This window comes from Sporosarcina sp. P33 (assembly GCF_002077155.1).
GTDB lineage: Bacteria > Bacillota > Bacilli > Bacillales_A > Planococcaceae > Sporosarcina.
Map to the genome: position 1 here is coordinate 3,122,447 of NZ_CP015027.1, position 15,289 is coordinate 3,137,735.

At 45.5% G+C, this 15,289-nt stretch carries 16 protein-coding genes; 15 read left to right on the forward strand and 1 reads right to left on the reverse strand.

Annotated features, from left to right (window positions below; all coding sequences use genetic code 11):
- Positions 1-7: 7 nt before the first annotated feature.
- The 6 genes from SporoP33_RS15250 (at position 8) to SporoP33_RS15275 (ending at position 4,288) form a co-directional block, all read left to right on the forward strand.
- Entirely contained in the window at positions 8-457 is a 450-nt protein-coding gene (locus SporoP33_RS15250; RefSeq protein ID WP_158233623.1) for a DUF2487 family protein, read from the forward strand.
- A 373-nt stretch (positions 458-830) separates the two neighbouring features.
- The gene (locus tag SporoP33_RS15255) at positions 831-1,334 is read left to right on the forward strand and encodes a QcrA and Rieske domain-containing protein (protein ID WP_081244538.1); all 504 of its coding nucleotides are present in this window, start codon (positions 831-833) and stop codon (positions 1,332-1,334) included.
- Between the two features lie 22 nt (positions 1,335-1,356).
- Entirely contained in the window at positions 1,357-2,031 is a 675-nt protein-coding gene (gene qcrB / locus SporoP33_RS15260; RefSeq protein WP_081244540.1) for a menaquinol-cytochrome c reductase cytochrome b subunit, read from the forward strand.
- A gap of 51 nt (positions 2,032-2,082) precedes the next feature.
- On the forward strand, positions 2,083-2,850 hold the full coding sequence (locus SporoP33_RS15265) for a menaquinol-cytochrome c reductase cytochrome b/c subunit (RefSeq protein WP_081244542.1): 768 nt from the start codon (positions 2,083-2,085) through the stop codon (positions 2,848-2,850).
- Positions 2,851-2,953: 103 nt separating this feature from the next.
- Positions 2,954-3,544: a lipoprotein heptaprenylglyceryl N-acetyltransferase LhaT gene (locus tag SporoP33_RS15270; RefSeq protein WP_231293263.1), complete on the forward strand. Its 591-nt coding sequence runs from the start codon at positions 2,954-2,956 to the stop codon at positions 3,542-3,544.
- A gap of 69 nt (positions 3,545-3,613) precedes the next feature.
- A complete protein-coding gene (locus SporoP33_RS15275) occupies positions 3,614-4,288 on the forward strand; it encodes a zinc metallopeptidase (protein ID WP_081244544.1) in 675 nt (224 codons plus the stop codon).
- A gap of 47 nt (positions 4,289-4,335) precedes the next feature.
- Here SporoP33_RS15275 and SporoP33_RS15280 read toward each other — a convergent pair whose 3' ends face one another.
- Positions 4,336-5,208, reverse strand: coding sequence for a YitT family protein (locus tag SporoP33_RS15280; RefSeq protein ID WP_099662753.1), 873 nt, complete (start codon positions 5,206-5,208; stop codon positions 4,336-4,338).
- Between the two features lie 175 nt (positions 5,209-5,383).
- On the opposite strand from SporoP33_RS15280, the gene SporoP33_RS15285 reads away from it, so the two are divergent.
- From SporoP33_RS15285 to dinG, 9 genes are all read left to right on the forward strand, one after another.
- Positions 5,384-5,722 (forward strand): nucleotide pyrophosphohydrolase, encoded by a 339-nt coding sequence (locus SporoP33_RS15285; RefSeq protein ID WP_081244547.1) that lies wholly within the window; start codon positions 5,384-5,386, stop codon positions 5,720-5,722.
- Positions 5,719-6,519, forward strand: coding sequence for a 4-hydroxy-tetrahydrodipicolinate reductase (dapB, locus tag SporoP33_RS15290; protein ID WP_081244549.1), 801 nt, complete (start codon positions 5,719-5,721; stop codon positions 6,517-6,519). Before SporoP33_RS15285 ends, dapB begins: the two co-directional genes overlap by 4 nt.
- A gap of 25 nt (positions 6,520-6,544) precedes the next feature.
- Entirely contained in the window at positions 6,545-7,684 is a 1,140-nt protein-coding gene (gene bshA, locus SporoP33_RS15295; RefSeq protein ID WP_081244550.1) for an N-acetyl-alpha-D-glucosaminyl L-malate synthase BshA, read from the forward strand.
- Positions 7,681-8,868: a CCA tRNA nucleotidyltransferase gene (locus tag SporoP33_RS15300; RefSeq protein ID WP_081244552.1), complete on the forward strand. Its 1,188-nt coding sequence runs from the start codon at positions 7,681-7,683 to the stop codon at positions 8,866-8,868. Before bshA ends, SporoP33_RS15300 begins: the two co-directional genes overlap by 4 nt.
- Positions 8,846-9,829, forward strand: a complete 984-nt coding sequence (locus SporoP33_RS15305; protein WP_081244554.1) for a biotin--[acetyl-CoA-carboxylase] ligase — start codon at positions 8,846-8,848, stop codon at positions 9,827-9,829. The genes SporoP33_RS15300 and SporoP33_RS15305 overlap by 23 nt, the downstream gene beginning before the upstream one ends.
- Before the next feature lie 247 nt (positions 9,830-10,076).
- Positions 10,077-10,916, forward strand: a complete 840-nt coding sequence (gene panB, locus SporoP33_RS15310; RefSeq protein ID WP_081244555.1) for a 3-methyl-2-oxobutanoate hydroxymethyltransferase — start codon at positions 10,077-10,079, stop codon at positions 10,914-10,916.
- Positions 10,913-11,794, forward strand: coding sequence for a pantoate--beta-alanine ligase (panC, locus tag SporoP33_RS15315; protein ID WP_369821942.1), 882 nt, complete (start codon positions 10,913-10,915; stop codon positions 11,792-11,794). The genes panB and panC overlap by 4 nt, the downstream gene beginning before the upstream one ends.
- A complete protein-coding gene (gene panD / locus SporoP33_RS15320) occupies positions 11,787-12,170 on the forward strand; it encodes an aspartate 1-decarboxylase (protein WP_081244557.1) in 384 nt (127 codons plus the stop codon). The genes panC and panD overlap by 8 nt, the downstream gene beginning before the upstream one ends.
- A gap of 281 nt (positions 12,171-12,451) precedes the next feature.
- A complete protein-coding gene (dinG, locus tag SporoP33_RS15325; RefSeq protein WP_081244558.1) occupies positions 12,452-15,226 on the forward strand; it encodes an ATP-dependent DNA helicase DinG in 2,775 nt (924 codons plus the stop codon).
- Positions 15,227-15,289: the final 63 nt, after the last annotated feature.

Consider the following 15,289-nt stretch of genomic DNA (forward strand, 5'->3'; position numbering starts at 1 on the left):
AATGACAATGAACTGGGTTCCAAAAGATGTAGATACCTACATAAATCAGAAAGAATATATCGACACAATTGTTGTGCCGCTGATTGCTGTCGATACCCGGCCGGAAACGATGAAAAACAGTGCTTCTTCCTCGGAGTTCCTGATGAATCTGTCAATGTTCATCGAGAAGCAGTTTAAAGGCCGCATGATGTTCATGCCGCCAGTTTCCTATACGCAGTCAACCGACTTGCAGCAGATCGCAGACACACTGTCAGAAGACCTGAAGAAATCTTCATTTACGCATATCTTCTATCTGACCACCGACCCGAAGTGGACAAGCATAAACACAGAAGGAAAAGTTGTCTGGCTGCCGTCCATTCCGCTGGAGACGATGGATGACCATTTGCGCCAGACTATTATGGAAGATCAGCTGCGGCAAGTGCTGACACATTTCATGGAAAGCTGGAATATGCAGTAATTCTGAACATGCGGATAGAAACGTCTGCGTGGTAATGGCTTGCGGATGAGCTGAAGGTGCAGCGGAAGTTTCTGAGCATACATTCATGCCCCTTGATCCGCTGATCTGTTATTGTCAATCTGCCGCTGCCCATTTCACCTTGGCCGGCTTTCCAATACGCGCCTTCTTGAGAGGGCATCAGGCACTTTTTGCAAGTAATAAAAGAACTGTGTCTGTTTGTCACCAAATCTTAATATTTGTTCACAAACTTAGGTGCCTTCTAAAAGCATTATTGAATTTAGTTTCATATTGATATATCATAGATATGTCCTAGTATTACAATTAGCAAAAGAATGTCCGTGGGACTGACTTTGGAGTAAGAGGAGGGAAATTACTGATGAGCAATAAAGTGTCAAGACGCACGTTCCTTAGCTATACACTTATGGGAACTGGTGGGTTCATGGCCTCTGCAATGCTGATGCCGATGATTCGTTTCGCAATTGATCCCGTTCTGGCAAGTGCAGGCGGTTCTGACATGATTCCAACGCCGCAAAAAGAAGCCGATCTTTCGGAAGTGCCGGTTCGTGTAGACTATACAATCAAAGATCGACAAGATGCATGGTATACTTCTGATGAATCTAACACGGCTTGGGTCTACAAAGAAGGCGACAAGGTCATAGCACTTTCTCCAGTCTGTAAGCACTTAGGGTGTACAGTAAACTGGGAAGGCGATGAGCACAAAAACGAATTTTTCTGCCCATGTCACGCTGGACGTTACAAAAAAAATGGTGATAACATTCCAGGAACACCACCGCTTGGACCGCTTGATGAGTATGAAGTAGAAATCATCGACGGATTTGTCTATCTTGGTTCAACAATACCGAACACATTAGTCTAAAGGGTAAGGGGGTACGACCACAGTGTTAAATAAAATTTATGATTGGGTGGATGAGCGGTTAGATATCACTCCAATTTGGCGAGATATCGCTGACCATGAAGTACCTGAGCACGTAAACCCTGCACATCATTTTTCTGCATTCATCTATTGTTTTGGAGGTTTGACGTTTTTCGTAACGGTTATCCAGATTTTGTCCGGTATGTTCCTGACAATGTATTATACGCCGGATATTGAAAACGCATGGAAATCAGTTTTCTACCTTCAAAATGATGTTGCATTCGGTGAACTTGTGCGCGGGATGCACCACTGGGGGGCTTCGTTAGTTATTGTAATGATGTTCCTACATACTTTGCGTGTATTCTTTACAGGGTCTTACAAGAAACCACGTGAATTGAACTGGATAGTCGGCGTATTGATCTTCGTCGTTATGCTAGGTCTAGGATTCACAGGATATCTATTGCCTTGGGATATGAAGGCTCTATTTGCAACAAAAGTTGGGATTGAGATTGCCGCGTCGGTACCTTTCATCGGAGAACAGATTAAAATCCTTCTCGCGGGTGATTCCACGATTTTAGGTGCGCAGACGTTAACAAGATTCTTCGCGATTCATGTATTTTTCCTACCAGCTGCTTTGCTTGGGTTGCTTGCGGCACACTTTATCATGATCAGAAGACAAGGTATTTCCGGACCACTATAAGAACCAATTTTTTGGTTAGGGTCATCTGAAATTTAAGAAGGAGGGAATAACATGCACCGCGGAAAAGGGATGAAATTTGTTGGTGATTCGCGTATTAAAGCTTCTGGCAGGATGCCGAATACACCAAAAGATTACTCAGAATACCCAGGTAAAACTGAGGCGTTCTGGCCAAACTTTCTATTGAAAGAGTGGATGATCGGATCGATTTTCTTAATCGGCTACCTGATTGTCACACTTGCACACCCGTCACCGCTTGAGCGTCAGGCGGACCCGACGGATACAATGTATATACCGGTTCCAGATTGGTATTTCCTATTCATGTATCAGTTATTGAAATATGAATTCGCTTCCGGTCCTTATAACGTGATCGGTGCGATTGTAATTCCTGGATTGGCAGTAATGGCATTAATGCTGGTACCTTTCATGGACACAACAAAAGAAAGACGTCCATTTAAGCGTCCATTGCCGACAGGCTTCATGATTCTTTCATTCTTGGCGATTTTCTACTTGACTTGGGAATCAGTCGTCAACCACGACTGGGAAGCTGCAAAAGTTCAAGGTGCAATCGTTGACGAAGTAGAATTTGATGAAACAGCAGAAGGATATGAGATCTATCAGGGCTCTTCCTGTATTGGCTGTCACGGTGACTCATTCCAGGGTGGTCTGGGCTTACCGTTAACGAATACTGGCATGACGCCAGAAGAAATTATCGAAATCGCTCATGATGGCCGCGGCTCAATGCCTCCGGGTACATGGGAAGGTTCAGATGAAGATCTTCAAGTACTTGCTGAATTTATATCTGAGCTAGAATCGAAGTAAGGAAAAGAGTCAGGAAACTGACTCTTTTTTTCTTTATATTCAAGGTGAATTATTATATACATAAACGAAATGCACATAATAGACAGAGGTGATGTTTTTGCGAATGCTTTGGGCACAGACTTGGATGATGCTTTCTCATAAATCCTTCTTATGGATTCTTCTTTTTATTAATATATTAGGCTCGGTCTACGGATATGATTGGTATATGTGGCAGCTTGAAATTACGGAGCCGAAATTCTGGATTTTCGTGCCTGACAGTCCGACAGCAACATTGTTTTTCTGTTTTGCCATTATCGGCTGGCTGCTTAAACGGAACTTTAAACTGATGGAAGCACTTGCGCTCATTACGTTAGTGAAGTATGGCTTGTGGGCGGTTGTTATGAATTTGCTTACGCTGACAGTAACCGGCTCGATTGGATGGGTAGGCTGGATGCTGATCGGTTCACATTTTGCAATGGCGCTGCAAGGGATTCTTTATTTGCCGAAATATAAGTTTACCGGCTGGCATATTGCGATTGCGGCGATCTGGACATTGCATAATGATGTAATTGACTACGTGTTCGGACAAATGCCGATTTATCATGACCTGGCACAGTTCAGTCCGCAAATTGGCTATTTCACATTTTGGCTCTCGATTGCGTGTATCGGGATTGCGATGTGGAGCTATAAATCAAGAAGTGTGCTGTCTCGTTAGGACATGTAGTTAAAAGTTGCAGTAAGCAAGCAAACATTATAAAATTAAGGATAGAGAGAAAGGGGAGAGATAGACGTGTTCTGGATTTACTTTGGTGTCATTTTATTGCTTCCTATCTACGCGCAATTTAAAGTGAAAAGCACATATAAGAAGTATTCAAAAATCCGTTCTACTTCCGGAATGACAGGTGCTCAAGTAGCGCGATTAATTCTGGATCAAAATGGTTTGCATGATGTGAAAGTAGTGGAAAGCCAGGGGTTCTTAACCGATCACTACAATCCGCTGACGAAAATTGTGGCGCTGTCCACAAGCAACTATCATGAAGCATCTGTAGCAGGTACAGCAGTGGCAGCGCATGAAGTCGGCCACGCTATTCAGGACAAAGAAGCCTATTCGTTTCTGCGCTTCCGTCACAGACTCGCACCTATTGCAGGTCTGACGTCAAATGCCGCATGGGTTTTCATCATGATTGGAATTATCTTCTCCAGCATGAATTCATTGCTTGGAATCGGTATTCTTCTCATGGCAGTCGGGGTGCTGTTCCAAATCGTTACATTGCCTGTAGAATTTAATGCATCGTCACGTGCGATGGACCAAATTGTTCAACTCGGTATCATCCGTAATGACGAAGAACCGCAGGCGAAGAAAGTATTGAGTGCAGCAGCAATGACTTATGTTGCCGCAACAGCGGTCGCTGTCCTTGAACTATTGCGTTTAATATTGATCTTTGTAAACCGCGACTAATTACCATCAAAAAATCCGTTTGCTCATGTGAGCAGACGGATTTTTTTCTAATCAGCAATCGGGCGCTTTTGTTCATCTAAAGTAAAGCCTTCACCCATAACATCATGAACTTCTATCAAGGAAACAAATGCTTCTGGATCTATGGAAGTGATCAAGTTTTTTAACCGGATCATTTCACTCTTACCAACGACACAATAAAGAATTTCACGGTTTTCTTTTGAAAAATGACCATATCCTTTGAATACAGTTACTCCTCTTCCCATCGAACCCGTAATTTTCTCGGCCAGTTCATGGGGGGAATTCGTGACAATGAACGCCCCTCTTGCGGAATACGCCCCTTCCTGCACAAAATCAATGACCCGTGCTCCGACAAATAAGGCAACGAGCGTGTACATCATCGAACGGTAATCCAGGTAGACTGCCCACGACAGCAAAATGACGGCTGCATCAAACGCGAACATGGTTTTGCCCATTGTAATCCCGTATTTTTTATGTGCCAATCTGGCAATGATATCGGAACCGCCCGTTGTACCGCCGCTCCTGAATATAATACCAAGACCTACGCCGATAAAAACTCCGGCAAACAGAGATACTAGAAACAAATCGCCTTCCATATGAATATTTACTTTATATTTCATAAATATCTTGATGAAAATTGATACTGCGACGGTTCCGATTACCGTATAAATAAAGGGGCGCCTGCCGAGCATTTTCCAGCCGATAATAAACATGGGAACATTCAGCACGAGATTCATCACGGCAGGATCCCAATTAAATGCGAATAATAATACTAGCGTGATCCCGGTAAATCCGCCTTCCGCCAGTTCGTGCTGAATCGTGAAATTCACCAATCCGAAACTGAACAGCGCAGCACCGAGTATAATTACTAGTATATTCCGTACTCGAATTCCAGCGAACAAAAACAACACTCCTTCCATAAATCCATTCTTGATGTAATCGCGTCTCTTGTTCGGGACGGCTTGTCCTGCGTACAGACGTATTTTCTTATTGCCGTGCGTCCAATATAGCTAGTATGTGCCAAATATTATATTTTGACAATAGCCAACAGAATGCATACGATAGGAAGGGGAGCTGATGACGATGACGAAAACAATGGAGCAATTACAGCAGGAAGTTGACACATACATAACTGGATTTAAAGAAGGCTACTTCCCTCCGATGGAACTATTAGCAAGACTGACTGAAGAACTTGGGGAATTATCACGTGAAGTTCAGGATCGCTACGGCATGAAAAAGAAAAAATCGACGGAAGCAATCCGGACACTTGAGGAAGAAACGGGCGATTTATTATTCGTCTTAATCTGCTTCGCCAACTCACAGAACATTGATTTAACTAAAGCGCTGGAAACAGTTCTGACAAAATTCAACACAAGAGATAAAGACCGCTGGACTAAAAAGGAGGAAACGGAATGACAATTAAATTAGCTATTGCAGGAGCGAGAGGAAGAATGGGCGGAACAGCAATACTTGCGGCGACTGAAGCGGCAGACATTGAAATTGTGGCGGCACTTGATTATAAACATGATGGCCAATTTTTACATAATGGAAGCGTAACTGATACGAAGGAAGGGATTCCAATTTACACTTCTCTGCAGGCGCTTCAGGCTGCACATCATCCTGACGTATTATTGGATGTGACCGATCCTGATGCAGTATTCACTAACGCGAGTGAAGCACTGTCACTTGGTATGGATGTAGTCATTGGCACATCAGGACTGACAGCAGAGAAGCTTGAAGACTTGGAAAGTATCGCGCTTGAACAGAAAAAAAGTTGTATTATTGCACCGAACTTTTCAATCGGCGCGGTGCTGATGATGAAATTTGCACAGCAGGCTGCACGTTATCTCGGTGACGTTGAAATTCTTGAAATGCACCATGACCGAAAATTGGATGCGCCATCAGGAACAGCTGTTAAAACAGCGGAAATGATCCGTGAAGTGCGGGCTGCCCACATCCAAGGGCATCCGGAAGAACAAGAGAAACTGAAGGGAGCACGCGGTGCGGACGTAGAAGGAATGAAAATACACAGCATTCGTTTACCGGGACTGCTTGCCCATCAGGAAGTGCTGCTTGGCGGCGAAGGCGAATTGCTGAAGATCCGTCATGACTCATTTGACCGCAAATCCTTCATGCCGGGTATTTTATTGGCGGTCCGTGAAGCGGTATCTTCACCAAAATTCGTTTACGGTCTGGAAAAAATAATTGATTAAACTTTTGCAGTGAGGCGGTTTACGTATGCAACATAGAAAATTAAAAGTAGGCGTCATTTGCTATCCGTCTCTTGGGGGATCGGGTGTGGTGGCGACGGAGCTGGGACTTAAAATGGCGGATAAAGGGCACGAGATGCATTATATTACATCAAGCAAACCGTTTCGCTTTTTAGATGTCCATCCGAATATCCAGTTCCACGAAGTAACAATAGAAGGGTATGCTGTATTCAAATATCCTCCTTATGACATAGCCCTTGCCAACTGCATTGCACAAGTCATCGAATCAGAAAAATTGGATTTACTGCACGTGCACTATGCTGTGCCGCACGCGATCTCTGCCATCTTGGCGAAAGACATGGCGGAGTCTGAGATTGGCATCATTACGACACTGCATGGCACCGATGTAACGATTCTCGGCCGCGACCCTGCGTTAAAAAATACATTGTCTTATGGCATCAATAAATCGGACCGTGTGACTGCCGTTTCACGGTCATTACGAAATGAGACAATTGAACTGCTTCATCCGACGACAGCTATTCAGACCATCTATAACTTTATTGATGAAGAAAAATATTATCCTCGGAAAAACAGTCACCTTCGTGAACAGCTCGGACTGGCACCGGATGAAAGAGTAATAATTCATATATCCAACTTCCGCAAAGTGAAGAGAATTCCGGATATTATTGAAAGTTTTCGGCTGATTGACCGAAAGCATAAAGCGAAATTGCTGCTGGTCGGTGAAGGTCCGGAAAAATTTGATCTAGAAGAGTATACAGAAGAGAACGGACTTCAGGATGATATTCTGTTTCTCGGAAAACGTGATGATTTGCCGGAACTATTGTCAATCAGCGACGTCATGCTGCTGCTCTCTGAAAAAGAAGCATTCGGACTTGTTCTGCTTGAAGCATTTGCCTGCGGTGTGCCCGCCGTCGCAACAGCAATTGGAGGGATACCGGAAGTTGTGCAGGACGGGTCCAATGGTTTCTTGGTGCAACTTGGAGATGTACAAGCGGTTGCCGCCCGCGTGACGCACTTGTTAAGCGACCCGGTGCTGCATCAGCAAATGAAAGAAAAAGCGATTCAGACAGTACAGGAAGAATTCAGTTCCGAAGCGATCGTAGCGCAATATGAAAAATTATACTATGAAGTGGCGGCGATGAAATGACGATTTCATTCAGTACAGCGGCCAGCCGGCAAGTGATCCGGGAATTGCAGGCTGCAGGCTATGAAGCATACTTTGTTGGCGGAGCAGTCCGTGATGCGTTGCTCGGAAAACAGCCGCTGGATATTGATATTACGACTTCTGCCACACCGCAGCAAGTCAAAGCCGTATTCAGCCGCACGGTCGATATCGGAATTGCTCACGGCACCATTTTAGTGCTGATGCAAGGCGAAGCGGTTGAAGTGACGACGTTTCGTACAGAAAGTACATACAGTGATTTGCGCAGGCCTGATGAAGTTGTTTATGTCACATCCTTGGAAGAGGATTTACAGCGGCGGGATTTTACCATCAATGCATTTGCTATGACGGTGGACGGCCGGCTGATCGATTTATTCGGCGGACAGGATGATCTGAAACAACGGATTATTCGCTCAGTGGGTGATCCTGAAGAACGTTTTGGCGAGGATGCATTGCGCATTTTTCGGGCACTGCGATTTTCTTCCGTTCTGGATTTTGATATTGAAGCAAAAACGTTGGACGCAATGAAAAAGCTTGCCCCTTCACTCCGCCATATTACCATCGAGCGAGTTAAAGCGGAATTGGATAAGCTGTTTCAAGGGGAAAATCCATCCCGTGCATTTCATTACAGCCGAGAAATCGGTTTGCCGCAGCTGTTTCCCGAGTTTCTGTCAGCGTTTAATTCACTTGACGCCTGCACGCCATTTCTCCACGCGCGTCATGGCTATGCGGCAATGCTTGCGCTGACGGATGCAACTGCCGCGGAACTGTCGAGGTATTTTAAATTATCCAATGAAGAAAAACGATTTTTAACACAATGTGAAGAAGCGCGTGCGATCCGTTCACAGCGCAAATTTGATTCTTGGGATTACTATTCGTTTCCGGCAGACGTATTGGAAACGGCAGAAAAAATTACACATTCGAATCATGAAAGCGGCGGATTGTCCAGGCAGCAGATAGTGCAGCAAAAAGAATGCCTGCCCATTCAGCAGCGCGCAGATCTGGCTTTCACCGGAAATGACTTATTAACATGGTCAGGAAAAAAGGGCGGAAAATGGACGAGTGAATGGATTGAGAAAATTGAGCGTGCGGTTGTCCATGGACGAATTGAAAATGACGCACAGGCGATAAAGGAATGGTTTATAGATGAAATCACCCGTGAAAAGTGAATTACTGAAACGATTGTTTGCAGCGCAGGGCGAGCCCGTATCCGGACAGGATATTGCGGATGAATTCGGCCTGTCCCGTACGGCGATTTGGAAGTATATCAAAGAGCTGGAAGAAGAGGGATATGAAATCGGTTCACAGCGTAAAAAAGGTTATTATTTAATAGAAGCGCCAGATCTTGTGAACCAAGGGAACATAACGGAGTATTTAACGACTGAACGATACGGGCGTGCCGTCAAGTATTTTACGACAGTTCCGACCACGCAGACGATTGCGCATGAAGAAGCGCAAAACGGTGCGGCAGACGGCACGTTAATTATTTCGGAGGAACAGACGGCAGGAAAAGGCCGCTTGGCAAGACCGTGGAAATCAAAGGCGAATCGCGGAGTTTGGATGAGTCTGATTATTCGTCCGGATCTGCCTCCGCAGCGTGCTCCACAGCTGACATTGGTGGCGGCTGTTTCGATTGTGCGCGCGATAGAAGAAGTGGCAAATATTCAGCCGGTCATCAAATGGCCGAATGATATATTAATTAACGGCAAAAAAGTCACTGGCATCCTGACAGAACTGCAGGCGGACCCTGACCGTGTGAAAGCGGTCATTCTCGGCATGGGTATCAATGCCAATCAGGAACCCTCTGATTTCCCGGAAGAATTACAGACAATCGCCACTTCTTTGCGAATTGAAAAAGGCGAAACGATAGACCGTGCGCAGCTGGTTGCCTCCATTCTGAAGTATCTTGAACAGTATACGGATCTTTATGTCGAAAAAGGTTTTGCCCCCATTAAAATTCTTTGGGAAAGTTACGCAGCAATTACAGGCAAGAAAATTAAAGCGAGCATGGTCCATGAAACAGTAGAAGGCGTGGCGCTTGGCATTTCCCATGACGGCATGCTTGAACTGCAGCTGGAAGACGGCACGGTTCGAGGAATTTATTCTGCAGACATAGAAGTGAAGAATTAAAACTATACAGAATCTTACCGTTTTGATATAGTATACAACATAGGGCGGTATCGATTGCAGAGCTGCACCTGATTGGCAAATGAATGAGATTAGAAATCTGCCTTGATCTTTATAGACAGGGACGGAGGAAGCAGAACCCTACGCTTACGCAACCCTTCTGTCCAATTTTGGATCAGCAGGGTTTTATTTTTGGTTTTTTTGCCCGCTACACGCCTGCTGAAATCAGACGTAAAGGAGAAGATTGACAGTGAAATCCACAACAGATTTTTCAAAAATGAAAGCGAATGGTGAGAAAATCAGTATGCTGACTGCGTATGATTATCCGACAGCGCAAATTGCAGAACAAGCGGAGATCGATGTGCTTCTAGTCGGAGATTCCCTTGGCATGGTGGTATTGGGTTATGATTCGACAGCACTCGTTACACTGGACGAAATGATTCACCATGGAAAAGCGGTCAGACGCGGTGCGAAAGATACTTTCGTCATTGTGGATATGCCTTTTGGGACGTATCACGGCTCTGATGATGCGACACTGCAGCAAGCGCTTCGTTTATTCCAGGAAACATCTGCGAATGCGCTGAAAGTAGAGGGCGGCGGAAAAGTCATCGACAAAATCAAACTGCTGACATCAGCCGGTATGCCGGTCTGTGCACATTTAGGATTACTTCCCCAGTCTGCCGGAGTGACAGGCGGATATAAAGTGCAAGGCAAAACAGCGGCTGCAGCAAAACAGCTGATTGAAGATGCTATGGCTTGTGAAGCAGCAGGCGCTTTCATGATTGTTCTCGAGTGTATTCCATTCCAGCTGGCGCAAGAAGTCGCACGCGCTGTATCTATTCCGATTATTGGAATCGGCGCAGGTGCAGAAACGGACGGACAAGTGCTCGTGTTCCATGACATGGTGCGCTACGGCAATCACAAACTGCCGAAATTCGTCGAAAGCTATGCGGAAGTCGGAAAAGATATTGAAGGTGCGATGAGATTATATAACAGTGCAGTAAAGAATGGTTCTTTCCCTTCTGAAAGCCATCGCTTTACGATGAAAGAAGAAGAACTGGATGCGCTGTATGGGGGAAAAACACTATGAATGCCAGTGCAACGATGCAAATTGTCCGGTCAATTGCTGAATTGAAAAACATCCTCAATCCGAGAAAACGTGAAGGCCGCACGGTAGGTTTTGTGCCGACGATGGGTTTCCTTCACGAAGGACATCTCGAATTGGTGAAGCAGGCAAGAAGAGATCATGACATTGTTGTCATGAGCATTTTCGTTAATCCCGCTCAGTTTGGTCCGGGGGAAGATTATGAAGCGTATCCGCGCGACGAACAGCGCGACGCTGAACTTGCTGCCGCAGCAGGTGTTGACTATTTATTCATTCCATCAGTCACGGAGATGTATCCGCGTAAAAGCGGAATCAGCATTTTGCCGGGCGAGCAGGCGTCGCGTTTATGCGGGGCTTCAAGGCCGGGGCACTTCGACGGCGTGCTGAAAGTTCTCTTGAAGTTATTTAATATTGTCGACCCTGATGAGTCTTATTTTGGAATGAAGGATGCACAGCAGCTCGCAATTATTGAAACTTTTGTTCGGGATTTCAATTTGCGAACATCGATTGCGCGGGTTCCGACTGTGCGTGAAGAAGACGGCTTGGCGAAAAGTTCGCGCAATGTCCGCTTGCTTGAACATGAACGGAAGGAAGCAAGTGCAATCTACCGTGCTCTCGGCATAGGCAAACGCAGCTATTATGAAGGCGTGCCATTGACAGAAGTAGAGAAAATTGTAAGAAGAACGATTGAAGAAGAAACTTCGGGTACGATTGATTATGTCCATGTTCTGGCTTACCCTTCATTAGATGAAAACATTAGTGAAGCCGAAGAAGTCATCCTTGCCGCCGCGGTACAGTTTACTTCAGCCAGACTGATAGATAATATAATTATGTCAACTATAAAGGATGAGAAAAATGTTTAGAATGATGATGAATGGAAAGTTACATCGCGCAACAGTCACTGAAGCCAATCTCAATTACGTGGGCAGCATTACAATCGATGGAGCACTATTGGAAGCTGCGGGGATGCTGCCGAATGAGAAAGTACAAATCGTCAACAACAATAACGGTGCGCGTTTTGAGACGTATATTATTGAAGGAGAACGAAACAGCGGCGTAATCTGTGTCAACGGAGCTGCCGCACGCCTTGTGCAGCCTGGCGACATTGTCATTATTCTGTCCTATGCTTACGTATCGGACGAGGAAGCACGCACGCATCAGCCGACAGTTCTGATTATGGATGAACAGAACCGCGTAAAAGAAGTCATTACAGAAAAACCAGGTGTCGCAATTTACTAAAGCTAGAGAAGTACCCCCATTTGATTTAATCGAGTGGGGGTTTAGTTTGTAAAATTGGAGTTTGGATAGGGAAGAAGCTGTGCCGTTCAGGCAGATACATTCATTCAGGTGAGCCGCCTGTACTCGTCACCGGCCAATGCTGAAATTGCGGATCACTCACTTTCTGTCTCTTTCCTTTCATCGACTTGACGGAGTTTCTTTTTACCCGGGGCAAGACGTGAGTCGCCGTGGTAAGTATGATACAATTTGCTTTAGAAACCTAATAGGAAGTTGATGATGGTATGTCTACAAGCAAATATGCAGTTGTCGATTTGGAAACAACTGGTCATTCGCCTTCAAAGGGAGATCGGATCATTCAAATTGCAATTGTCTTTATTGAAAATAATAAAATAATCGATACATATATGCGCTATGTGCATCCGCAGCGCTCTATCCCTCCCTTTATTCACCAATTGACATCCATCGGTGATGAAGATGTGAAGAATGCACCTCCTTTTGAAGAGATCGCCGAGGAAGTGGCGGATTTGCTTGCCGGATGTATTTTTGTCGCACATAACACAGATTTTGATGTGTCTTTTTTGCAAAAAGAACTGATTCGATGCGGTGTATCACAGTGGCACGGCAAGAAAGTAGATACGGTGGAGCTGGCCAAAATTATGTATCCTACATTACCGGGCTACCGTCTGCAGGACATTGCTGATTCACTTGGCATTTCATTGTTTCAGGCTCACCGTGCGGATGATGATGCGGAAGCGACGGCGCTGTTCCTGCTGAAGGCAATAGAGAAGATAGAAACATTGCCTAGGGAGACGCTGGAGCGCATGCATGAGCGCTCATTCGCATTGAAATCAGATGTGTCGACATTGTTCTATGAAGCACTAAAACGGGCACGCGGCCGTGAAACATCGAGTATGTATGGGCTGTTCCGCGGCATTCCATACTTGAAGTCGAAAGTGGAGACTGCCTCCTGGGAACGGCCCATCGGCTTTCCGGCAGATGAGACAGCAAAAGATCAAATCATGCAGAAAATCGATCCTTCATTTCATATAAGGGAAGGTCAGGCCCGGCTGATGGATCTGACATGGGAGTCCTTTACTGAAAAGAAGCAAGTGGCTGTCGAAATGCCTACGGGGGCGGGGAAAACGATCGGTTATTTAGTTCCGGCAGTAATCCGTGCGCATGTGATGGGGCAGCCTGTTGTCATCAGTACGTACACGAACCATTTAGTAGATACGCTGGCTGAAGAAGTGCGGAGACTGGAACAGGCTCTTCAAATAACGATTCCGGCCACTATTATTAAAGGCATGGCGAATTATATATCCATCGGTAAGTTTGAGGAACTTCTGCATTTTACTGATGAAGTGTACGATGATTCGATTACGATTATGCAGCTGCTCGTCTGGCTGACAGAGACTCGCACAGGGGATTTGGATGAAGTCAATGTTTCCGGAGGCGGCCAGCTGTTTCTTGACCGGATCCGCAAACGTTCCATGCGGGCGAAGGAAGATGAACGGGCAGCTGATTTTTATACACATACGTTAAAAAACTGTCAGCAGTCTATGGTCCTGCTGACGAATCATTCCATGCTGATGAACGATCGGCAGCGGCATGATCCGTTATTTCATTCCATCAGCGGACTGGTGATCGATGAAGCGCATCAAATGAATCAGGCGGCCATCCGCACACATCAGCAAGTGTTTTCTTATACAAATTGGAAATATGTCATGAGTCAGCTGAATGGCTTGGGCAGCTGCCAGCTGTTATTCGACATGCAGGACATCTTGACGAAATTTCATGTTAATCATAAATATTCAACTGAACGTCTTCAGCATGCATTTGATGAATTCATGCTGGCTTTTGATGAATCGATGCTTGTCCTCATGAACTCAAAAGCGGTAACGGATCATAAGCAAATGACGCGCACCATTAAACCGTTTTCCAAACGCCTGCGGGCAAATGAAAGCTTTGGCATCGTATTGCGGAAGATGAACGAATACATCAGTGTTTGTGAAAACTATGGCATTCCATTACAAACACTGCAAGATGAACTGACGCAGCAAGAGCAGGCTGCCGTGAATGAATGGTTTTACTGGGTGAATGAAATGAAAATAAAAGCAGGCGAGTGGATTGAGCTGTTCATGGAGCAGCCCCAGACCAACGCAACGGTATGGATAGAAAAAGACAGCCGCAGCTTGCCGGGCAGTCTGCAGATTAAGAAAAGTCCGATTAGCGGCTCCGCTGTTATCCGTGATTTTATAGATACGCTTGACGGCGAAGCCGGAATCGTCTGGACTTCAGGCACGCTGACAGCTAAAGCGCAGGACCGCTTCGTGCTGGATCAGGCGGGGCTGCCGCCATCCGTTCCGCTCTATACATTTCAGGCACCTGCCAATTTCTATGAAGGTGCGCATACATTGATTGTAGAAGATATGCCCGATATACAGCAAGTATCGGATGATGAGTATATTGATGCCGTTGCCGACGCATTAATTCAGACAGCGGTTGCCATTGAAGGCAAAGTTTTTGCGCTGTTTTTGTCACATGACATGCTGCGGAAAACGCATCAGGCTGTGGCTGACAGCGAATCATTGGACGAAGAGTATATGCTGATTGCACAGGGTGTCAGTTCAGGCAGCCGGCATAAACTATTGAAAACATTTAAAAAGCAGGAGAAAGCCATACTATTCGGCACGACAAGTTTTTGGGAAGGCGTGGACGTGCCAAGTGAGCAATTATCGGCCGTGGTCGTGGTCCGCCTGCCGTTTACATCACCGGAAGAACCGTTGTTTAAAGCACGCGCCGCAGCTTTGCAGGCAGAACATAAAAATGCATTTACGCATCTCGGTCTGCCTGAAGCCATCCTGCGTTTTCGGCAAGGATTCGGCCGGCTGATCCGCTCTTCAGATGAGCAGGGATTCTTCATTATACTGGACCGGCGCATCGAAACGAAATCCTACGGGAAATCGTTCCTTGAGGCGCTGCCGCAGTCTTTTGTAAAAAAAGTATCGCTGGAGGGTCTAGTTAACGAGATTGAAAATTGCTATAATAAAGGTTGAACTACTAGAAAGCAGGTTAGAAAATGAATCGAAAAAAATCAGCGGTTCATTCGATAGGAAGTG

Coding starts and splice junctions, on each gene's coding strand:
- SporoP33_RS15250 (WP_158233623.1), top strand. CDS start 8: ATGAACTGGGTTCCAAAAGATGTAGATACCTACATAAATCAGAAAGAA.
- SporoP33_RS15265 (WP_081244542.1), top strand. CDS start 2,083: ATGCACCGCGGAAAAGGGATGAAATTTGTTGGTGATTCGCGTATTAAA.
- SporoP33_RS15270 (WP_231293263.1), top strand. CDS start 2,954: ATGCTTTGGGCACAGACTTGGATGATGCTTTCTCATAAATCCTTCTTA.
- SporoP33_RS15285 (WP_081244547.1), top strand. CDS start 5,384: ATGACGATGACGAAAACAATGGAGCAATTACAGCAGGAAGTTGACACA.
- dapB (WP_081244549.1), top strand. CDS start 5,719: ATGACAATTAAATTAGCTATTGCAGGAGCGAGAGGAAGAATGGGCGGA.
- bshA (WP_081244550.1), top strand. CDS start 6,545: ATGCAACATAGAAAATTAAAAGTAGGCGTCATTTGCTATCCGTCTCTT.
- SporoP33_RS15300 (WP_081244552.1), top strand. CDS start 7,681: ATGACGATTTCATTCAGTACAGCGGCCAGCCGGCAAGTGATCCGGGAA.
- SporoP33_RS15305 (WP_081244554.1), top strand. CDS start 8,846: ATGAAATCACCCGTGAAAAGTGAATTACTGAAACGATTGTTTGCAGCG.
- panC (WP_369821942.1), top strand. CDS start 10,913: ATGAATGCCAGTGCAACGATGCAAATTGTCCGGTCAATTGCTGAATTG.
- panD (WP_081244557.1), top strand. CDS start 11,787: ATGTTTAGAATGATGATGAATGGAAAGTTACATCGCGCAACAGTCACT.
- dinG (WP_081244558.1), top strand. CDS start 12,452: ATGTCTACAAGCAAATATGCAGTTGTCGATTTGGAAACAACTGGTCAT.